Source organism: Pseudophaeobacter sp. EL27 (genome assembly GCF_900313025.1).
In the GTDB taxonomy this organism is placed as follows: Bacteria; Pseudomonadota; Alphaproteobacteria; order Rhodobacterales; family Rhodobacteraceae; genus Pseudophaeobacter.
This window is the reverse complement of sequence record NZ_OMPQ01000009.1, coordinates 476,500-495,340: the sequence shown is the minus strand read 5'-3', so window position 1 is coordinate 495,340 and position 18,841 is coordinate 476,500. Positions and strand designations below refer to the sequence as shown.

Sequence of the window (18,841 nt, the reverse complement as noted above, 5' to 3'; positions counted from 1 at the left end):
GTTCGAGGTGGCCACCTGGCCAAAACACCCGATAGGGGACCAAAGGACGCGGTTGATAAAGGAAACACGCAGATGTTTGCGGTCCTCAAGACTGGCGGCAAGCAGTACAAAGTTCAGGCGGGTGATATCCTCCGCATTGAAAAATTGGCTGCTGATGCTGGCGAAACAATCCAGTTCGACGAAATCCTGATGCTCGGTGGCGACGCCCCCGTGGTTGGTGCTCCTCTGGTAGATGGCGCTGCTGTTAAGGCAGAAGTGATCGACCAGATCAAAGGCGAAAAGCTCATTCACTTCGTGAAGCGTCGTCGTAAGCACTCCTCCAAGCGCACCAAGGGCCACCGTCAGAAACTGACCCTGATCAAGATCACCGAGATCCTGGCATCCGGCGCAACCAAAGCCGCTCCAAAAGCCGCAGCCAAAGCCGCCCCAAAGGCAGCTCCGGCAGCAGCAGCTGGCGCAGATGATCTTACTCAGCTGACCGGTGTAGGCCCTGCCGCCGCCAAAAAGCTGAATGAAGCTGGTCTGACAAGCTTTGCCCAGATCGCAGCCTTGTCCGAAGACGACATTGCTGGTATTGACGCGGTCAAAGTGAAACCCGAGTGGGTTGCACAGGCCAAAGATCTGGCTAAAGGCTAAGGAGAGACAGAATGGCACATAAAAAAGCTGGTGGTTCCTCCCGTAACGGCCGCGACTCAGCTGGTCGCCGCCTCGGTGTGAAACTCTATGGTGGCCAGGCGGCCATCGCAGGCAACATCATCATTCGTCAGCGCGGCACCAAATTTTGGCCGGGCGAGGGCGTAGGTCTGGGCAAAGATCACACGATCTTTGCTGTGACAGACGGTGCTGTCACCTTCCACAAAGGCCTCAAAGGCCGCACCTTTGTATCGGTTCTCCCAGTGGCGGAGGCCGCTGAGTAAACCGAACCCACAAGGTTTTGAACAATGAGGGGATCGGCAATAGCCGGTCCCCTCTTTTTATTTGGCGCAGCCGCGCCTTAGTTGTTTAGTATCGGCGCCTTGAAAACGGCCATGCCTTTCTTAGGTCGGTTCTGTTGCAGTTTTTCAAACGCGCCTCCGTTTCCGATTTCTTTGCAAAAGGAGCAGAGATATGAGCCTGGATAATGTGAAGGATCAGCAGGTTATTGAGACCAGCCGATTTGTGCTGCGCCCGCTTCGGGACTCCGACAGCGGCCTTATTGCTCAATACATGAGCGATGAGCGCGTGGCCCGCATGACCCCCTCCATTCCGCATCCGATGCCCCCCGGTGCCGTAGAGGCCTATGTGGCCCGCGCCGCCTCTGCGACACGGGAAGAGGAAATCTGGGCCATCGACGGTACGCCAGACGGTGGTGAAGAGTTGAAGGGGATTATCAGCCTCAAACAGATGGACCGCGACCAGTCCGAAGTCAGTTTCTGGATCGCACCGCTGTTTTGGAACACTGGCCTGGCATCTGAGGCGGTAGAGGCACTGGTCAGCGCCAATCCTCTGGGTAATGTCGCCATGTTTGCCTCGGTTTTTCAGGATAACCCAGCCTCTGCGCGGGTGCTGATCCATTGCGGTTTTGACTATCTGGGCGATGCCGAGAGTTTCTCGGTCAGCCGCAATGCAAATGTGCCCACCTGGACCTATAGCCGAAAACTGTGATTGGCGCGGCCAGCGCTTTCAGGTAAGGCACTTCACAGACAATTGGCGGGCCTCATCAGGGGGCGCGTTGACCCAATCGTATTTCCGCGCTGCGCCCGAATAGGGGCAGCGCAGCTAAGGAGCCACCATGAAATTCCTCGATCTTGCAAAGGTCTACGTCCGCTCCGGTGGCGGTGGTAACGGCTGCGTTAGCTTTCGGCGCGAGAAATACATCGAATATGGTGGCCCGGATGGCGGTGATGGCGGCAAGGGGGGCTCTGTCTGGGCCGAGGCCGTGGATGGCTTGAACACGCTGATCGACTTTCGTTATCAGCAGCATTTCTTTGCCAATAATGGCCAGTCCGGCATGGGGCGGCAACGCACCGGCAAGGATGGCGAGGAGATCATCCTGCGGGTGCCTGTTGGCACCGAGATCCTCGACGAGGATCAGGAAACTGTTCTGGCGGATATGACCGAAATCGGCCAGCGGGTTCAGCTGGCCAAGGGTGGCAATGGCGGCTTTGGCAACCTGCATTTCAAATCTTCCACCAACCAGGCACCGCGGCGCGCCAACCCCGGTCAGGAAGGGGTCGAGCGCACCATCTGGCTGCGGCTGAAACTGATCGCGGATTCCGGCCTGTTGGGGCTGCCTAATGCAGGCAAATCCACCTTCCTTGCCTCGACCTCCAACGCACGCCCCAAGATTGCGGATTATCCCTTTACCACGCTGCACCCGAACCTCGGGGTGGTTGGCATTGATAACACTGAATTTGTTATGGCCGATATCCCCGGTCTGATTGCCGGCGCTCATGAGGGCAAGGGCATTGGTGACCGGTTCCTCGGCCATGTTGAACGCTGCGCCGTTCTGCTGCATCTGGTTGATGGCACCTCAGATGATGTCGCTGGTGACTATCAGACCATCATTGATGAGCTGGAAGCCTACGGTGGTGAGCTGGCCAATAAGCCACGTGTCACCGCATTGAACAAGGTTGATGCGCTGGATGACGAGGAACGCGCTGAGGCATTGGCGGCCTTGGAAGCGGCTGTTGGTGACAAGGTTCTGATGATGTCCGGTGTCAGCCGCGAAGGTCTGAACGAGGTTCTGCGCGCTGTGCGGGCCGAGATTGATGATGATCGCATCCGTCAGAAACCCGTTGAGGAGCAAGAACCTTGGCGACCCTAACCGACGCCAAGCGTATTGTTGTCAAAATTGGCTCAGCCTTGCTGGTGGATCGCACCACGGGGCAGTTGCGCTCTGGCTGGCTGCATTCGCTTGCCAATGACGTGGCCTGGCTGAAGGCGCAGGGCAAGGATGTGATCCTGGTCTCCTCCGGCTCGATTGCCCTGGGGCGCGAAGTGCTGGGGCTCCCCCGTGCTGATCTGCCACTGGAGAAGTCACAAGCCGCTGCCGCCGTTGGTCAAATTCGCCTGGCCCGCGCCTATGAAGAAGCACTGGCACCGCATCAGATCACCACCGCGCAGGTGCTGGTGACGCTGGAGGACAGTGCTGATCGTCGTCGTTACTTGAATGCGCGCGCAACGCTTGGGACACTGATTGGTCTTGGTGCAGTGCCCATCGTCAATGAAAACGACACCATTGCCACGGATGAGATCCGCTATGGTGACAATGACCGTCTGGCGGCCCAGGTCGCCGTGACTGTTGGCGCTGATGCGCTGGTCCTGCTGTCAGATGTGGATGGTTTCTACAGTGCCAATCCTGCTCTGGACCCCGCGGCAAAACGCTATGATCAGATCGACGTGATCACGCCAGAGATCGAAGCCATGGCCGGCGATGGTGTTTCAGGCCTGTCAAAGGGCGGCATGATCACCAAGGTGCTGGCCGCCAAGATGGCAACTGCGGCCGGTTGCGCCATGGTGATCACTGAAGGTTCGCCTTTGAACCCATTGAAAACACTAAATGACGGCGCGACCTGCACTTGGTTCACAGCACAGGATGACCCCCAGGTCGCCCGCAAGCGCTGGATCGCAGCCATGAAGCCGCGCGGCGAGATTACCGTGGATGCCGGCGCCGCGCGTGCGCTTGCAAATGGCAACAGCCTACTGCCCGCAGGGGTTTGTCATGTGGAGGGTGGCTTTGGCCGGGGGGATCCCCTGGCCATCCTTACCCCGGACGGGCGCAAACTGGGGCAGGGCTTGTCACGTTACACTGGTGACGAAGCCCGTGCCATTCAGGGGCGCCAATCTGCCGAGATCGAAGAAACGCTGGGCTATCCCGGCCGGGCTGCTTTGATCCACCGGGACGATATGGCGCTCTGACCCTGTTACTTTGGGGCTGGAAACAATGACGGTGCCGCACTTATCTTGGCGGCATCTGAACAGCACCAGCCTCGATCAGCAAAGGCTTAGAAGAGACCGATGAACGACATTGAAAATATCCCCGCAGTGATGCAGGAGCTTGGCATTCGTGCAAAGCGGGCGGCGCAAACACTGGCCATGGCCAGCGCCGAGCGCAAACATGCCGCCTTGATTGGCGCCGCAGAGGCCGTCTGGGCCCGGCGGGCTGAGATCATTGCCGCCAATGCAAAAGACCTTGAATTCGGGGCCTCAAAAGATCTGTCACCTGCCATGATGGATCGGCTGATGCTGGATGAGCCCCGCATTCAGGGCATCGTTGACGGGCTGCGCGCGGTGGCCGATCAGGCTGACCCCGTTGGCGAGGTTCTGGCGGAGTGGGAGCAGCCCTCGGGCCTCAACATTCAGCGGGTGAGAACACCGCTGGGGGTCATCGGCGTGATTTATGAAAGCCGTCCCAATGTCACGGCGGATGCCGGTGCGTTGTGCCTGAAGTCCGGCAATGCCGTGATCTTGCGCGGTGGTTCCGAGAGCTTTCATTCTAGTCAGGTCATTCACTCCTGCCTGGCCGAGGGGTTGCGCGGGGCCAACCTGCCTGAGGATGCGGTGCAACTGGTACCCACGCGTGACCGTGCTGCGGTGCAGGAATTGCTGTCCATGACCGACTATGTCGATGTCATCGTGCCGCGTGGTGGCAAGGGGCTGGTAGGGCTGGTGCAGCGCGAAGCGCGCGTGCCGGTCTTTGCCCATCTTGAAGGCATCGTGCATATCTACCTCGATAAATCAGCGGATCCGAAAAAGGCGCTTGAGGTGGTTTTGAACGCCAAGACCCGCCGTACCGGTATCTGTGGCGCTGCGGAATGTCTGCTGATCCACCGTGATATTGTCGACACCATTGGCCGAGATGTGCTGACTGCTCTGGCGGCAGCGGGGGTGGAAATCCATGCCGCTGGTGGGTTGACCGGACCTGAGGGAATGTCCCCTGCAGGAGAGGACGATTGGGGCAAGGAGTTTCTGGACAAGGTGATTGCTGCAAAGCCGGTGGCAGGTATTGAGGATGCAATCGAACATATCCGCAAATATCATTCCCAGCATACAGACTGCATCATCACTGAGGATGAAGCGGCTGTGAGCCAGTTCTTTGCGGAGCTGGACAGTGCCATTCTGATGCATAATGCCTCGACGCAGTTTGCGGATGGCGGTGAGTTTGGCATGGGGGCTGAGATCGGCATTGCCACCGGCAAGATGCATGCGCGTGGACCTGTCGGCGCCGCCCAGTTGACCAGTTTCAAATATCTGGTGCGCGGCGATGGAACGATCCGCTCTTAAGTCATAAGTATCTTGTGAATAAAGTAAAAAAGCCCCAATCTGACGATTGGGGCTTTTTCATTCTGTCCGACAGTAAAGCCGAGATCAGAGCATAAGTTGCCTAGAACCAGACTGTGATCTTTTCTTCAGTATGATCAAATCCAACCTTCCGGTCAGCCTCCTGGGCGGCGACGGGAAGCATGGCAAATTGCACCTGTGCGGGGGCGAGGTTTGCCGAGGTATCGCTGGCGTCTAGATAGCCCCAGAGCGGAGCTTCCACGTTGATCTTGCGGCCTTCGCCGGCCACGGTCCATTTTCCAGCATCGCAAGAGATCGAAATCATGCCGCCATAGGGCAGGGCGGTCTCCAGGCACAGCGCTGCAAGAAAGGCCATGCGGACTTCACTGCGGCTGCATCCCTCGGAATGGTCCCATTGGAACTTCAACCGGCCTGCTTTGCTGATGTCATCCAGAACCGATACAATTTCGGCCCGGCCCATCTGCTGGTCGCCGGCGGCGCCAAAGGCAATGCGGAAAAACCGGATGCGGGCATTGGCGTTGAGCACGCTGTCGGAAATCAATTCCAGCTCAGGGCCGACCATTGCACCGGACATCGCCAAGAGCTCTAATCCGTTGTTGATGGCACCGACAGGGCTGATCAAATCGTGACAAATTCTGGACCCTATCAAAGCGGCCAAATTGGCGGTATCTACGGCCATAACATTCCTCCGAATTGGGCCCATCACATGATCGACCTCAATGCATTTCTAGCCCCCGGCATGCGTGTGAAACATCCGGACTATCCTGAATGGGGACCGGGTGAGGTCCAATCCAACGCAGGTGGCAAAATTACTGTCAATTTCCCAGACCAGGGAAAACTGGTCTTCGATGGGGCGCGTGTCCCCTTGATTCTAGTGAATGAGGCTTAACGGTTTATGAATAGTTAAGAAACCCCGGAGAGTTTTACGAAAACCTTGCCTATTACGCCCCTCGCGGTCTATCAGCGGCGCGAACGGATCAATGAAAGCCCTGGTACATGGCTGACAGCCCAGCAGAATTCACCGTCTCTTTGGCCAAAGATGAGACCGACCTGAGGGAGGCTCAGGCGCTTCGCTATGAAGTCTTTGTGAGCGAGATGGGGGCGGATGGCGCCCTGGTTGATCATCATGAAGGTCTGGAGAAGGACCAGTTCGATGCTTTTTGTGACCATATGATCATCCGCGAGACTGAGACGGGGCGCGTGGTTGGCGTTTACCGTCTGATGCGCAGCGATCAGGCGTTGGCGGCAGGGGAGTTCTATTCCGAATCCGAATACGATCTGGCGCCACTGACCAGCTCCGGGCGGAGATTGCTGGAGCTGGGGCGATCCTGCCTGCACCCCCAGTTTCGTGGCGGCACGGCTTTGTTTTACCTCTGGGCGGGCCTCAATGACTATGTGAGCGAACAGGGTATCGAGATCCTGTTTGGCACCGCAAGTTTTGCCGGCACCAACCTGGATGCATTGTCGGGCCCTTTGACCGTGCTGAACCAGGACTACCTGGCGCCAGAACCGCTTCGCTGCAGATCGCGCCGCTACCAGAGCATGGATCTGCTGCCTGCCGATGCCGTGGACCGCAAGCGGGCCATGGTCGACTGCCCGGCCCTGATCAAGGCTTACCTGCGCCTTGGTGGCATGGTGGGAGATGGGGCCTTTATTGATCACGACTTTAACACCACGGATGTTATGATGATCCTCGACACCGCCCGCATGACAGCACGGCAAAAACGCTTCTACAGCACCGATAAGGTCAAGGGATAACAGATGTCTGCGACCTGGAGTGAAGGCGAACCACCTGAGCCACTGCGGATCACCGCCCTTGGCGGGGTCCTAATCCTGCTACGTGCTAGTCTCCTGGGGACACTGGTGTTTGGCGGTTTGCTGCTCTTGCTGCTGGTGCGCTTAATAGAGCGGCCGCTTTGCGGACTGCACCGACCGGTCACGCCCTTTATTACTCAGTTTGTCTGCCGCAATGCCTTTCGTATCCTGGGGATTGGCTTTACGGCCCATGGCACCCTGATGAAACACCGCGGCGCTGTGGTGGCCAATCACACCTCCTGGCTGGATATCTTTGCCCTCAACGCCAAAAAGCGGATCTACTTTGTCTCCAAGGCCGAAGTGGCCGCCTGGCCTGGCATCGGCTGGCTGGCGCGCGCCACCGGAACCGTCTTTATCGAACGCAACCGGGCCCGCGCCAAGGAGCAGACCGACCTGTTTGAGGCCCGCCTCATGGCTGGGCATAAGCTGTTGTTTTTCCCCGAAGGCACCTCCACCGACGGGCTGCGGGTTCTTCCCTTTAAAACAACGCTTTTTGCCGCCTTCTTTGGCGATCACCTGCGCGATATTTGTTACATCCAGCCGGTTTCGGCGGTGTTTCATGCCCCCAACGGGGCTGAGCAGCGGTTTTACGGATGGTGGGGTGAAATGGAGTTTGGCCCACATCTGCTGAAAACCCTGGCCTCCCTGCGTCAAGGGCGGGTTGAGCTGACCTATCATACGCCGCTGAAGGTGAGTGATTTTCCCCACCGCAAGGCCTTGGCTGCGGAGTGTGAGCGCGTGGTACGGCAAGGCCATGCTGAGATGCGCAATTAGCGCTTGCAGGCAAGGCAATCCTGGCCTATACGCGCGCCATCAAACCCGCAGGTGGGGTTTGGCCTGTCTGGGGGAGAAATCCCTAAATGGGCCGCCGGTTGGAGCAGATGCTCTGAACCCCCACCGAGGACTGAAACCGGAAACAAGGAATATTAGCATGGCTCTTCCCGAGTTCACCATGCGCCAGCTGCTGGAAGCAGGCGTACACTTTGGTCACCAGACACAGCGCTGGAACCCACGTATGGGCCCATATATCTATGGCGCGCGTAACGGCATCCACATCATGGACCTGACACAGACCGTTCCAATGCTGGACCAAGCTCTGCAAATTGTTCGTGATACCGTTGCCAAGGGCGGCCGCGTTCTTTTTGTTGGTACCAAGCGTCAGGCCGCAGGCCCCATCGCTGAAGCCGCTGAGAAATCCGCTCAGTACTACATGAACCACCGCTGGTTGGGCGGCACCTTGACCAACTGGAAAACTGTTTCCCAGTCGATCAAGCGTCTGAACGAAATCGACGAGAAGCTCGAAGGTGGTGCCGAAGGCCTCACCAAGAAAGAGCGCCTGGGCATGGAACGTGACCAGCAGAAACTGCAGGCCTCCCTCGGCGGTATCGCCGAAATGGGCGGTGTTCCTGACCTGCTTTTCGTCATCGACGTGAAAAAAGAAGCACTGGCCATCGCCGAAGCCAAAAAACTGGGTATCCCGGTTGTGGCAGTTGTCGACACCAACTGCTCCCCTGATGGCGTTGACTTTGTGATCCCAGGTAACGATGACGCATCGCGCGCCATCAACCTGTATTGCGATCTGGTTGCACGTGCTGCTCTGGACGGCATGTCCGCTCAGCTGGGTGCTGCCGGTGTTGATCTCGGCGCCCTGGAAGATGCGCCTGTAGAAGAAGCTGTTGCTGAATAAGCATCCAGCCTCACTACTTGTCACAGATTTGACATGCGGGGCAGGGTATCACCTGCCCCAATTCCGTTTTGATTTGAGGAGAGCCTAAAGATGGCAATCACAGCTGCACTCGTTAAAGAACTGCGCGACTCCACCGGCGCCGGCATGATGGACGCCAAAAAAGCGCTGACCGAAACCAATGGCGACATGGAAGCCGCCGTTGATTGGCTGCGCACCAAAGGTCTGGCCAAAGCGGCCAAAAAATCCGGTCGTACCGCAGCAGAAGGCCTGGTGGCCGTTGTTGTTGATGGCGGCAAAGGTGTTGCGGTTGAAGTGAACTCTGAAACCGACTTTGTTGGCAAAAACGCTGAATTCCAGGAAATGGTTGGCGGTATCGCCAAGGTTGCCCTGGGTGTTGCGGACGTTGACGCGCTGAAAGCTGCTGACATGGGCGGCAAGTCCGTCGAGGCCGTGATCACCGCCAAGATCGCCACCATTGGTGAGAACATGTCGGTGCGCCGCATGGCTGCGCTGGAAGGCGAGACCGTGATCTCTTACGTCCACAATGCCGCAACCGCTGGCATGGGCAAAATCGGCGTATTGGTCGCAATGACCGGTGGCAATGAGGCATTCGGCAAGCAGGTTGCAATGCACATTGCAGCTGTTAACCCTGCCGCTCTCTCTGAGGCCGACATGGATGCTTCGGTTGTTGAGAAAGAAAAGCAGGTTCAGATGGATATCGCACGCGAATCCGGTAAGCCTGAGGCCGTCATCGAGAAGATGATCGTTGGTCGCATGAAGAAATTCGTCGCCGAAGCCACTCTGCTGAACCAGGCCTTTGTTGTGAACCCTGACCTCACTGTGGAAGCCGCTGCAAAAGAAGCAGGCGCGACCATCACCGGTTTTGTGCGTCTGGAAGTTGGCGAAGGCATCGAAGTCGAAAAAGAAGACTTCGCAGCTGAAGTTGCAAAAGCTGCCCAAGGCTAAGCTTTTACAAAGCGACAGAATTTAGGGGCTGGCGGTTTTCCGTCAGCCTCTTTTTTTGTTTGGCGGAGTTTGATCAAACAAAGGGGGGTAGAATGTGCGGAAGTGACAGAAGGCAACGCAAAGCAGGCCAATGAACCAAAGCGCGCAATGTACCAAGACCCATCTACTGGCGCTTTGACTTCGCCTTAAAAGCGGGAGGGAGCCTTGGGAAATGGTACAATTTGGACAGCAGGTCGAACTGGCACCAAGACGTAGGGTAAAGGGAGGGAGGGGAGACGAGAGGCCCCATTGATGGGGATGGATGGGACCCCTCTTTAACACGGTACTGGCGTGGAAAAATACACGCCAGAAACCGAACAGGTCTGAGAGCCCTGGTATTGCAAGGATCATTTCCCAAAGTTCCTAGGCTAAAGCCACCACTCACGGAACAGCTATATTCTGCCTGAAATAGCGCAATGAGTGTAGTAGTGTTTTCCTTACCCGAATAGCGCACTCTTCCCCTAGGGAAGGTTCCCCTTTTACGCGAAGAGTGCGCATCCAACATTTTAGCGCTCTGAGAGCCTTCTTCTCGTGACTAAGATTACTAGTTTTCAAGCACATACATCTGGTTTTGCAGAGCTGCTTTTAGAACTGCCTGCGCACTGGTTTCGACCGACAGCGAAGCCCGCGCCAGACGCAGATGCTTTTCAACTGTGGCCGAGGTCAGCCCCATGAGCAAAGCAATATCCTGGGTGGTTTTTCCGTCGCCAACCCACTCCAGGGCTTCGCGCTGACGGCTGGTGAGGCTGCGATTCGGGGGGTCATAGGGCAGGGTCAGAATTTTGAGATGAACCACATTATTCATCAGCACGATATCCTCACCGTGCTCTTGCCACATTTCGTCCAACTCGCTTTGGCTACTCCCGGGCTTTGCCGCCAGCGAGATTGCACCTTTGTAGCGTTTGGAGGCCGAGAAGAAGCTGATTGTATAACCAGCGTTCAACTGCATGCGCTCATTGAATTCAATTACTTGTTTGGCACCCGGGCTAAGCTGCCCGTCTTCAAGCAATTCCCGGATCTTGGTCCAACTGCCGGCGCCTTCATTCTCCAACGCCCATAGCACCATTGGTGCCTGGCGATAGAGGCCCTGATGCAGAAAGCCAGAGATGTATTTTTGGTCATGATTTGTGAGGATAACAAAATCGTCCGGGTCGCCCAGCGAGGTTTCAGTCTTGAACCGCGTATAGCCGTAGATGAGCCGGTCAAACCCGTATTCTTCCATTTTCAAGACATGGGTGTGCCAGAGCTCCTCCAGGCTTTTGGCGCCGGAAACAAAGTGAAGGTAATCCAACATTGTCATGCGGTTGCACCGTCTACTTGAGATAACTTCTGCACCAGGGCATCAATCGCCATCAAATAGCCCTGCCTGCCAAAACCGCAGATCTGGCCTATTGCAGCCCTCGCGATATAGGACTGGTGGCGAAAGCTCTCACGGGCATGGATATTGGACAGGTGGACCTCAACAGTCGGGATCTCAACCGAGAGAATGGCATCCATCAGTGCGATGGAGGTATGGGTGTAGGCACCAGCGTTCAGGATAATCCCGGCATGTTTACCGCGGGCCGCATGAATGGCGTCCAGCAAAGCCCCTTCGTGGTTTGATTGCAAACACTCAACCTGAAATCCGGATTTCCTGCCATGTTCAACACAGGTTTCTTCCAGCATTTCGAGGGTTTCTGGCCCGTAAACTTCGGGTTGTCGGGTCCCAAGTAGGTTAAGATTTGGACCGTTCAGTACTAATAAACTCTGCATTACACTTCTCCTAAATTCAGGTTTAAGCTGAAACAGTTGGTTTGCACAGGGAAAGCGATGTGAATCAGCACGGTTTTACATGCAGTATGTTGCTATTTTCGCACGAAAAAAGACGAGCATCCAGGCGGTCTGCTCGTCTTGTTGTTGGCCCTAATTCGCGCGCTAGCTATTGGTCAGGATGACTTTGCCCATGACCCGTCTGTCCTGCATCATCTCCAGCGCCTTGGCTGCTTCTGTCATCGGCAGGACTTCACAGATCTGCGGCTTGATCTTGCCTGCGCCATAAAGTGTCTGCAGCTCGGCCATGTTCTCGGCATGCCCTTTGGGGTCACGAAAGACCGAGGCCCCCCAGAAAACCCCCTGGATGTCACAGCCCTTTAGCAGCGGCAGGTTCAGCGGGATTTCAGGGATACCAGCTGGGAAGCCCACTACCAGGTAACGCCCCAACCAGGCCATGGAACGCAGGGCTGGTTCTGCGTAATTCCCGCCCACCGCGTCATAGACGACATCTACACCAGATTTTCCGGATAATTCTTTGATACTTTTGGAGAATGCCTTTTGTGCGTCACGCCCCATTTCCCGATCATAGACCAGAGTTTCATCTGCGCCGATCTCAGCACAAAAGGCGGCCTTTTCCTGTGAAGACACCGCTGCAATCACTTTTGCCCCCATGGCTTTTCCCAACTCAATCGCCGCAGCGCCAACCCCGCCGGCAGCGCCCAAAATCAACAGGGTCTCACCGGGCTTCAACTGCGCCCGATCTTTGAGGGCGTGATAAGAGGTGCCATAGGTAAAGACAAAGCCCGCCGCCTGTTCAAAAGGCATTGCTTCGGGGAATTTGACCGCCTGATTGGCCGCCACACAGATCTGGGTGGCAAAGCCACCGTGCCCCGTCAGTGCTAGCACCCGCTCGCCGATCTCATAGCCGCTGACGCCTTCACCCAGGGCCGCCACAACACCAGAAATTTCACCACCTGGCGCAAAGGGGCGTGGCGGTTTCATCTGGTAGAGATCTCGAATGATCAGCGTATCGGGGAAGTTGACACCTGCCGCCCGGATATCAACCAACAACTCGCCTTTACCGGGGGTGAGGTCCGGTTGATCACTCCAGACCAGCGTTTCGGGTCCACCGGGAGTGGTGCTTAGCATAGATTTCATCGTCTTCGCCCTTCTGGCAGCACGGAGGCAGCCTGGTGTTTCCTAAAATTACGTAAAGTCTTCTGCCGCTCAGGCGCGTTGTCAATGGCATAGCGAAATGTAATTCTACATTGTGAAACCGCCTGACGCCACGGGAGGCTCTGGGAGGCGGGGTTGAGGAGAAATATGACCATGGGTGAAGTTGACGCGGAAGGCGATCTGGCTGAATTTCGTCGCGAGGTACGGGACTGGCTAGAGACCAATTGCCCGCCAGAAATGCGCGATGGCGCGGCCGGAGAGGACGCAATCTGTTGGGGAGGGACCACCTGGACCTTTACCTGTGACGCACAAAAGACCTGGCTTGACCGTTGTGCGGCACGTGGATTTACCGTGCCTACATGGCCAAAACCCTATGGTGGCGCTGGACTTAGCCGGGATGAAGACAAGATCCTGAAGGAAGAGATGCAGGCCATTGGCGCGCGCTCTCCACTGGATAGCTTTGGCATTTGGATGCTGGGCCCGGCGCTTTTGAAATTTGGCAGTGAAGAGCAGAAATTGCACTTCTTGCCGCCAATTGCCCGGGGTGAGATCCGCTGGTGCCAGGGCTATTCTGAACCCGGCGCCGGATCTGATCTGGCCGGGGTGCAGACCCATGCGGCGGACCAGGGTGAGACCTGGTTGGTCAACGGGCAAAAGATCTGGACCTCTTACGCGGATCGTGCGGATTGGATCTTTGCCCTGCTCAGAACCGACCGTGAGGCCAAGAAACACCTCGGGATTTCCTTTGTGCTTATGGATATGCGCAGCCCCGGCATTACCACCCGGCCGATCCGGCTGATTTCTGGTGCCTCGCCCTTTTGCGAGACCTTTTTTGAGGATGTCGAGGTGCCAAAGCACCAAGTGGTCGGCACCATCAACCGCGGCTGGGATGTGGCGAAATACCTGCTCACTCATGAACGCGAGATGATCAGCAATGGCGGGAATGTCATGGGCTCAGGGCGGGCTCTGGGGGCGGTACTGTCTGATAGCGAAACAGGTGAAAGCGATCCGGTGTTGCGCGGCGAAGCCATGCGGGCCGAGGTAGACAGCCTGGCGCTGGAGATGACGCTGGAACGCTACAAGGACCAGGCCGAAGGGGGCCAGGGTGTTGGGGATGCCTCTGCCATGTTGAAATACATGGGCACAGAGCTGAACAAGAAACGGCTGGAGCTAGAGATGGCTGCTGACGGTTCCGCCGGCCTGACCTGGGCGGATACTGCGGCCTCTTCCTGGCTGCGGACCAAAGCCAACTCGATCGAAGGGGGCACCTCTGAGGTGATGCTCTCCATTATCAGCCGTCGCATTTTGAACCTTCCAGGATAAGAACCATGGCAAAACTCATTCAAACAGAGGAAGAAACCCTCCTGTCAGAGGCAGCCCATGGGTTCCTCTCCAAATCGGCTCCGGTGTCGCGCCTGCGCGAGATGCGGGATGCTGGCAAACGCAACGACCCTGAGCTGTGGCAAGAAATGACATCGGCCGGATGGGCAGGTGTACTGGTACCCGAAGCGGCTGATGGCTCTGATATGGGCCATGCCGCAGCCCATGTTCTGGCCCGCGAGATGGGGCGCAACCTGACGGTCAGCCCGTTTTTGAGCACCGCCGTTATGGCCGCCACCCTGTTGCGACAGCTCAGCGATGAGGCCACAACCGAAAAGCTCAAACAGATAGCTGCGGGTGGGCTTACCTATGCGCTAGCGCTGGATGAAAGCGCTAAGTTTTCGCCCGAACAGGTTGAACTCACGGCAGAAAAACGTGGAAACGGCTATGTCTTGAAGGGGCAAAAGCGATTTGTTGTTGACGGCTGCCAGGCGGATCGTGTCCTGGTTTTGGCCAAAAGTGATGAAGGGCTGTGCCTGTTTGATCTCTCCAACAAATCTCCGGGCCTGACTCAGAAGGCATTGGAAATGATCGACAGCCGCGATGCGGCAGATCTGATGTTTGACGATGTGGAGGTCTCGGGCGAGGCCCTGCTAGGCGAGGTTGGCAGAGGCTATGAGTTGCTGAAACCGGCGCTTGAGGCCGGGCAGGCGGCGCTAGCGGCTGAAACCACCGGACTGGCGGAAGCGGCTTTTGCCCTGACCACCGACTACCTGAAAGAGCGCAAGCAGTTTGGCATCACCATTGGCAGTTTTCAGGCCCTGCAACATCGCGCCGCGCATATGTGGTGTGAGATCGAGCTCACCCATTCTGCGGTATTGAATGCCGGCCGCATTCTCGACGAGAACCCGGAGCAGGCCACACTGGCGGTTTCTGTCGCCAAGGCCCGCGCAACGGATACAGCCCAGAAATCGGTGCAGGAAGGTGTGCAGATGCACGGAGGCATTGGCATGACCGATGCCTTTGACATGGGGTTTTACATGAAACGCGCAAGGGTCGCAGCCGAATGGCTGGGTGACTATGGCTACCACGCGGGGCAGGTTGCCCAATTGCGCGGCTTCTAAGGAGAATTGAAGATGCAGGATCTGTTTACACTCAATGGCAAAACCGCGCTGATCACGGGGGGCGCAACCGGAATTGGACGCATGGCCGCCGAAGCCATGGTGCGGGCTGGCGCGCGGGTCTTGATCGCCTCGCGCAAGGGGCATGCCTGCGAAGCCGTAGCTGCAGAACTGAACGCCCTGGATGCACCGGGAACCGCCGAAGGCTTTGCCGGGGATGTCGGCTCTGAGGAGGGGATCGAAGCCCTGGTTGCAAAGGTTAAATCCCGAAGCCAACAGCTTGATATCCTGATGAATAACTCAGGCATTACCTGGGGTGCGGAACTGAAGGACTTCCCCCATGCTGCCTGGGAAAAGGTGATGAACGTCAATGTTACTGGTGTCTTTGACCTGACCCGCCGATTGCTGCCGATGCTGATCCAAAGCGGCGAGCTGGGGGATCCGGCCCGGGTGATCAACGTGGGTTCCGTCATGGGAGAGGTCCCAATGGGAGATGGGGCCTATAGCTACGCGGCCTCCAAAGCGGCTGTCATCCATATGTCCAAAATCCTGGCCAAGGAGCTGGCCCATAAACATGTAACAGTAAATGCCCTGGCGCCAGGTCCCTTTGTGTCAAAGATGACCGCCTTTGCCACGGGGGACGAAGAAAAACGTGCGAAGGTCGGTAAAGATGTGCCTCTAGGCCGGGTTGGCTGCTACGAGGATATTGCCGGATCGGTCCTGTTCCTTAGCGGTAAGGGCGGCGCCTATGTCACCGGCTCCGTGGTGCCAATCTCGGGCGGTATCAATGTTATGTCTGGCCAAAATATCTTTGCCAGCGCAATGGAATAAACAGGTCATGTTTGACCTGCAAATTACTGAAGTTAGGAAGAAATGATGTCTTCATCGAATGAGCACCTGCCTAAGGCGCTGCAGGGGCTGCGGATCCCGCTGATTGGCTCCCCATTGTTTATCATCTCGGTGCCCGAACTGGTGATTGCCCAGTGTAAGGCCGGGATTGTCGGCGCCTTTCCTGCCTTGAATGCGCGCGAAGGCGAGGGCGATCCGATCCTGCTGGAAGCCTGGCTGAAGCAGATCACCGAGGAACTGGATCGTCACAATCAGGAAAACCCAGACCAGCCCGCCGCGCCTTTTGCAGTGAACCAAATTGTCCATCGCTCCAACACCCGGCTGGAGCGTGACCTGGAGATCTGCAACCGCTGGAATGTGCCAATCTGGATCACCTCGCTTGGCGCCCGCCCGGAGGTGAACGAGGCCGCGCATTCCTGTGGTGGTGTTGTGCTGCATGACGTGATCAACAATACCTTTGCCAAAAAGGCCATTGAGAAGGGCGCTGATGGTCTGATTGCCGTGGCGGCCGGCGCTGGTGGCCATGCCGGTCAGCAGTCTCCCTTTGCACTGATCCGCGAGATCCGCAGCTGGTTTGATGGCCCCTTGGCCCTGTCCGGCGCTATTGCCAGCGGCGAGGCGCTTTTGGCAGCGCGCGCTTTGGGTGCCGATTTTGGCTATGCGGGCTCTCCGTTTATTGCCACCCATGAGGCCAATGCCCAGCAGGAATACAAGCAGATGATCGTCGATAGCGGCGCTGATGACATTGTGTATTCTTCTTTGTTTACGGGTGTTTCAGGGAACTACTTGAAAAAGTCAGTCGTCAACGCCGGCCTGGACCCCGACAATCTGGAGAGCGCAGATTCCACTTCCATGAACTTCGGCAGTGGCTCGTCCAAGCCTAAGGCCTGGAAAGAAATCTGGGGATCGGGTCAGGGGATTGGCGATGTCAAATCCATCTGTTCGGCAGGTGAACTGGTGGACCGTATTGCCGGTGAGTACCAGGCAGCCGGTACAAAACTGGCCAGCGAGTTCAACAGCTAAAAATGGCTGAACTGTTGATTGTTCGCCATGGTCAGGCGTCCTTTGGGGCGGATAACTATGATGATCTGAGCGACCTGGGGCGGCAACAATCGCGCGCCCTGGGGGACACCCTGCGCGGGCTCGACTGGATCCCGGACCGGATGATTACCGGCAGCCTGATGCGGCAAAAGCAAACCCTGGAGGAAATGGGGTTTGACGGGACTGCAGAAGAACATGCCGGGTGGAATGAATATGATTTTCACGATCTGCTGCACAGCCGTTTTGGCGGTCAGGCGCCGCGGGATGTCATCACTGACCGTAAGACGCATTTCCGTGCGTTGAAGGAAACACTGGCTGAATGGCAGAGGGGGGGCATAGCGCAGGCGCGCGAAAGCTGGGAGGCCTTCTGCAATCGCGTAGAGCAAGCCCGGCAAGAGGCCGTTTCATCTGGGGCGGAGCGCGTATTGGTGGTAAGTTCTGGGGGCGCCATTGCGCGACTGGTTGCTGCCAGTCTGACCCTGCCCAATGATCAGATGATCGCACTGAACCTACAGATAAAGAACACATCTACCAGCCGATTTGTATTCTCAAAGGAGAAGTTTTTTCTCCATGAATTCAACTCCGTGCCGCACTTTCATAATCAGGAGCGTGCGGCTCTTATGACCTATAGCTGACGGGAGCAGAAGATGAGCACAAAGACCCAGACCCTGGATCAAGAGGCCGTTGGCGCCTATCTTCGCGGGCGCTTGCCCGGGTTTGACAGCGATTTTGAGGTGGTAAAGTTTGAGACCGGGCAGTCCAACCCAACCTTTATGTTGAAAACCCGTGCAGGAAACTATGTGTTGCGCCGTAAACCGCCGGGCGTTTTGCTAAAATCTGCCCATGCGGTTGACCGTGAATTCCGGGTGCAACAGGCGCTGGCGGCTACGGATGTCCCGGTGGCAAAGATGCATTTGCTCTGTGAAGACGATGATGTCTTGGGCTCGTCCTTTTATGTGATGGATCACGTCGCGGGCCGCAATATCACTGATCCCCGGATGAAGGATGCGGATCCGCAGACTCGTGCAGGTGTTATAGATGAAATGAACCGAGTGCTGGCCACGCTGCACCAGGTCGATATCGATGCGGTTGGGCTTTCGGATTACGGCCCGCCCGGAAACTATTTTGAGCGCCAGCTGGCACGTTGGACCAAACAATATCGCGCATCGGAAACCGAAACCATTCCGGAAATGAACGAGCTGATCCAAGCCCTTGAAAAGGCGATGCCAAAAGATGACGGGCAGCGCGGATTGGTGCATGGGGATTATCGGATCGACAATATGATCTTTGCCAGCGATGGAACAGCCTGCCAGGCGGTATTGGACTGGGAATTGTCGACGATCGGCCATCCCTATGCCGATCTGGCCGGGGTCATTATGCAATGGCAGATGCCCCCGGGTGACGAAGGTCGTGGCCTTGCCGGGGTCGATCGGGCGGCACTTGGGCTGCCCTCGGATCAGGCCTTTATCGAGAGCTACTGCAAGCGACGCGGGTTGCAGGGGATTGACCACTTTGGCTTCTACCTCTCCTTTAGCTTTTTCCGCATGGGTGCTATCTTGCAGGGGGTGCTGAAGCGCGCCTTGGATGGCAATGCCTCAAACCCGGAGCGCGCCGTCAAACTTGGTGGATTTGTCTCACTTTTTGCCCGTAGTGGCTTGGAAGCGCTTAACAAATAGCCTTTGAAATTTTGAACGAATGCGGGCAAAACCTGCCTGCATTCGTTTACTTCTTTTGGCTATATAACCCCTTTCATAGCGCTATGCGTGGTTCTACGTAGTTCTTTGCCCTCGAC

21 protein-coding genes are annotated in these 18,841 nt (G+C 56.8%); 17 read left to right on the top strand and 4 right to left on the bottom strand.

Annotated elements, in window-relative coordinates; all coding sequences use genetic code 11:
• Positions 1–72: 72 nt before the first annotated feature.
• The 6 genes from ED661_RS10080 (at position 73) to ED661_RS10055 (ending at position 5,265) form a co-directional block, all read left to right on the top strand.
• Positions 73–636, top strand: a complete 564-nt coding sequence (locus ED661_RS10080; protein ID WP_122073772.1) for a 50S ribosomal protein L21 — start codon at positions 73–75, stop codon at positions 634–636.
• 11 nt (positions 637–647) lie between these two features.
• Positions 648–917 (top strand): 50S ribosomal protein L27, encoded by a 270-nt coding sequence (rpmA, locus tag ED661_RS10075; RefSeq protein WP_122073771.1) that lies wholly within the window; start codon positions 648–650, stop codon positions 915–917.
• A gap of 190 nt (positions 918–1,107) precedes the next feature.
• Positions 1,108–1,644 carry a GNAT family N-acetyltransferase gene (locus tag ED661_RS10070; RefSeq protein ID WP_122073770.1) on the top strand — a complete coding sequence of 179 codons (537 nt, stop codon included), beginning with the start codon at positions 1,108–1,110 and terminating at the stop codon, positions 1,642–1,644.
• 127 nt (positions 1,645–1,771) lie between these two features.
• Positions 1,772–2,806 carry a GTPase ObgE gene (obgE, locus tag ED661_RS10065; protein ID WP_122073769.1) on the top strand — a complete coding sequence of 345 codons (1,035 nt, stop codon included), beginning with the start codon at positions 1,772–1,774 and terminating at the stop codon, positions 2,804–2,806.
• Positions 2,794–3,900, top strand: coding sequence for a glutamate 5-kinase (gene proB / locus ED661_RS10060; protein ID WP_122073768.1), 1,107 nt, complete (start codon positions 2,794–2,796; stop codon positions 3,898–3,900). Before obgE ends, proB begins: the two co-directional genes overlap by 13 nt.
• A 99-nt stretch (positions 3,901–3,999) precedes the next feature.
• The gene (locus ED661_RS10055) at positions 4,000–5,265 is read left to right on the top strand and encodes a glutamate-5-semialdehyde dehydrogenase (RefSeq protein ID WP_122073767.1); all 1,266 of its coding nucleotides are present in this window, start codon (positions 4,000–4,002) and stop codon (positions 5,263–5,265) included.
• Positions 5,266–5,365: 100 nt separating this feature from the next.
• Here the strand turns inward: ED661_RS10055 and ED661_RS10050 are convergent, their stop codons facing one another.
• Positions 5,366–5,962 (bottom strand): histidine phosphotransferase family protein, encoded by a 597-nt coding sequence (locus ED661_RS10050; protein ID WP_122073766.1) that lies wholly within the window; start codon positions 5,960–5,962, stop codon positions 5,366–5,368.
• Positions 5,963–5,989: 27 nt separating this feature from the next.
• On the opposite strand from ED661_RS10050, the gene ED661_RS10045 reads away from it, so the two are divergent.
• From ED661_RS10045 to tsf, 5 genes are all read left to right on the top strand, one after another.
• Entirely contained in the window at positions 5,990–6,172 is a 183-nt protein-coding gene (locus ED661_RS10045; RefSeq protein ID WP_122073765.1) for a DUF3553 domain-containing protein, read from the top strand.
• 107 nt (positions 6,173–6,279) lie between these two features.
• Complete coding sequence (locus tag ED661_RS10040) at positions 6,280–7,041, top strand: GNAT family N-acetyltransferase (protein WP_122073764.1); 762 nt, start codon at positions 6,280–6,282, stop codon at positions 7,039–7,041.
• 3 nt (positions 7,042–7,044) lie between these two features.
• Entirely contained in the window at positions 7,045–7,872 is an 828-nt protein-coding gene (locus ED661_RS10035) for a 1-acyl-sn-glycerol-3-phosphate acyltransferase (protein ID WP_122073763.1), read from the top strand.
• Positions 7,873–8,029: 157 nt separating this feature from the next.
• A complete protein-coding gene (gene rpsB, locus ED661_RS10030) occupies positions 8,030–8,785 on the top strand; it encodes a 30S ribosomal protein S2 (protein WP_122073762.1) in 756 nt (251 codons plus the stop codon).
• Between the two features lie 90 nt (positions 8,786–8,875).
• Complete coding sequence (tsf, locus tag ED661_RS10025; RefSeq protein WP_122073761.1) at positions 8,876–9,751, top strand: translation elongation factor Ts; 876 nt, start codon at positions 8,876–8,878, stop codon at positions 9,749–9,751.
• 583 nt (positions 9,752–10,334) lie between these two features.
• Here tsf and ED661_RS10020 read toward each other — a convergent pair.
• From ED661_RS10020 to ED661_RS10010, 3 genes are all read right to left on the bottom strand, one after another.
• Positions 10,335–11,090, bottom strand: a complete 756-nt coding sequence (locus ED661_RS10020; protein ID WP_122073760.1) for a LuxR family transcriptional regulator — start codon at positions 11,088–11,090, stop codon at positions 10,335–10,337.
• Positions 11,087–11,542 (bottom strand): type II 3-dehydroquinate dehydratase, encoded by a 456-nt coding sequence (aroQ, locus tag ED661_RS10015; RefSeq protein ID WP_122073759.1) that lies wholly within the window; start codon positions 11,540–11,542, stop codon positions 11,087–11,089. The genes ED661_RS10020 and aroQ overlap by 4 nt, the downstream gene beginning before the upstream one ends.
• 162 nt (positions 11,543–11,704) lie before the next feature.
• Positions 11,705–12,700, bottom strand: a complete 996-nt coding sequence (locus ED661_RS10010; RefSeq protein WP_122073758.1) for an NADPH:quinone oxidoreductase family protein — start codon at positions 12,698–12,700, stop codon at positions 11,705–11,707.
• 171 nt (positions 12,701–12,871) lie between these two features.
• Between ED661_RS10010 and ED661_RS10005 the strand changes: the two genes are divergently transcribed.
• Genes ED661_RS10005 through ED661_RS09980 form a run of 6 tightly spaced genes read left to right on the top strand, consistent with a single transcriptional unit; the run spans position 12,872 to position 18,725 of the window.
• Complete coding sequence (locus ED661_RS10005) at positions 12,872–14,041, top strand: acyl-CoA dehydrogenase family protein (RefSeq protein WP_122074097.1); 1,170 nt, start codon at positions 12,872–12,874, stop codon at positions 14,039–14,041.
• A 5-nt stretch (positions 14,042–14,046) separates the two neighbouring features.
• A complete protein-coding gene (locus ED661_RS10000; RefSeq protein ID WP_122073757.1) occupies positions 14,047–15,162 on the top strand; it encodes an acyl-CoA dehydrogenase family protein in 1,116 nt (371 codons plus the stop codon).
• Between the two features lie 12 nt (positions 15,163–15,174).
• Entirely contained in the window at positions 15,175–15,990 is an 816-nt protein-coding gene (locus tag ED661_RS09995; RefSeq protein WP_371412426.1) for an SDR family NAD(P)-dependent oxidoreductase, read from the top strand.
• Between the two features lie 45 nt (positions 15,991–16,035).
• Entirely contained in the window at positions 16,036–17,031 is a 996-nt protein-coding gene (locus tag ED661_RS09990; RefSeq protein ID WP_122073755.1) for a nitronate monooxygenase family protein, read from the top strand.
• A 2-nt stretch (positions 17,032–17,033) separates the two neighbouring features.
• Positions 17,034–17,684, top strand: coding sequence for a histidine phosphatase family protein (locus ED661_RS09985; RefSeq protein ID WP_122073754.1), 651 nt, complete (start codon positions 17,034–17,036; stop codon positions 17,682–17,684).
• 12 nt (positions 17,685–17,696) lie between these two features.
• A complete protein-coding gene (locus tag ED661_RS09980; RefSeq protein WP_122073753.1) occupies positions 17,697–18,725 on the top strand; it encodes a phosphotransferase family protein in 1,029 nt (342 codons plus the stop codon).
• Positions 18,726–18,841: the final 116 nt, after the last annotated feature.

Excerpts from the sequence above, each read along its gene's own strand:
- ED661_RS10080 (WP_122073772.1), top strand. The coding sequence starts at position 73 with ATGTTTGCGGTCCTCAAGACTGGCGGCAAGCAGTACAAAGTTCAGGCG.
- rpmA (WP_122073771.1), top strand. The coding sequence starts at position 648 with ATGGCACATAAAAAAGCTGGTGGTTCCTCCCGTAACGGCCGCGACTCA.
- ED661_RS10070 (WP_122073770.1), top strand. The coding sequence starts at position 1,108 with ATGAGCCTGGATAATGTGAAGGATCAGCAGGTTATTGAGACCAGCCGA.
- obgE (WP_122073769.1), top strand. The coding sequence starts at position 1,772 with ATGAAATTCCTCGATCTTGCAAAGGTCTACGTCCGCTCCGGTGGCGGT.
- ED661_RS10055 (WP_122073767.1), top strand. The coding sequence starts at position 4,000 with ATGAACGACATTGAAAATATCCCCGCAGTGATGCAGGAGCTTGGCATT.
- ED661_RS10050 (WP_122073766.1), bottom strand. The coding sequence starts at position 5,962 with ATGGCCGTAGATACCGCCAATTTGGCCGCTTTGATAGGGTCCAGAATT.
- ED661_RS10045 (WP_122073765.1), top strand. The coding sequence starts at position 5,990 with ATGATCGACCTCAATGCATTTCTAGCCCCCGGCATGCGTGTGAAACAT.
- ED661_RS10040 (WP_122073764.1), top strand. The coding sequence starts at position 6,280 with ATGGCTGACAGCCCAGCAGAATTCACCGTCTCTTTGGCCAAAGATGAG.
- ED661_RS10035 (WP_122073763.1), top strand. The coding sequence starts at position 7,045 with ATGTCTGCGACCTGGAGTGAAGGCGAACCACCTGAGCCACTGCGGATC.
- rpsB (WP_122073762.1), top strand. The coding sequence starts at position 8,030 with ATGGCTCTTCCCGAGTTCACCATGCGCCAGCTGCTGGAAGCAGGCGTA.
- tsf (WP_122073761.1), top strand. The coding sequence starts at position 8,876 with ATGGCAATCACAGCTGCACTCGTTAAAGAACTGCGCGACTCCACCGGC.
- ED661_RS10020 (WP_122073760.1), bottom strand. The coding sequence starts at position 11,090 with ATGACAATGTTGGATTACCTTCACTTTGTTTCCGGCGCCAAAAGCCTG.
- aroQ (WP_122073759.1), bottom strand. The coding sequence starts at position 11,542 with ATGCAGAGTTTATTAGTACTGAACGGTCCAAATCTTAACCTACTTGGG.
- ED661_RS10010 (WP_122073758.1), bottom strand. The coding sequence starts at position 12,700 with ATGAAATCTATGCTAAGCACCACTCCCGGTGGACCCGAAACGCTGGTC.
- ED661_RS10005 (WP_122074097.1), top strand. The coding sequence starts at position 12,872 with ATGGGTGAAGTTGACGCGGAAGGCGATCTGGCTGAATTTCGTCGCGAG.
- ED661_RS10000 (WP_122073757.1), top strand. The coding sequence starts at position 14,047 with ATGGCAAAACTCATTCAAACAGAGGAAGAAACCCTCCTGTCAGAGGCA.
- ED661_RS09995 (WP_371412426.1), top strand. The coding sequence starts at position 15,175 with ATGCAGGATCTGTTTACACTCAATGGCAAAACCGCGCTGATCACGGGG.
- ED661_RS09990 (WP_122073755.1), top strand. The coding sequence starts at position 16,036 with ATGTCTTCATCGAATGAGCACCTGCCTAAGGCGCTGCAGGGGCTGCGG.
- ED661_RS09985 (WP_122073754.1), top strand. The coding sequence starts at position 17,034 with ATGGCTGAACTGTTGATTGTTCGCCATGGTCAGGCGTCCTTTGGGGCG.
- ED661_RS09980 (WP_122073753.1), top strand. The coding sequence starts at position 17,697 with ATGAGCACAAAGACCCAGACCCTGGATCAAGAGGCCGTTGGCGCCTAT.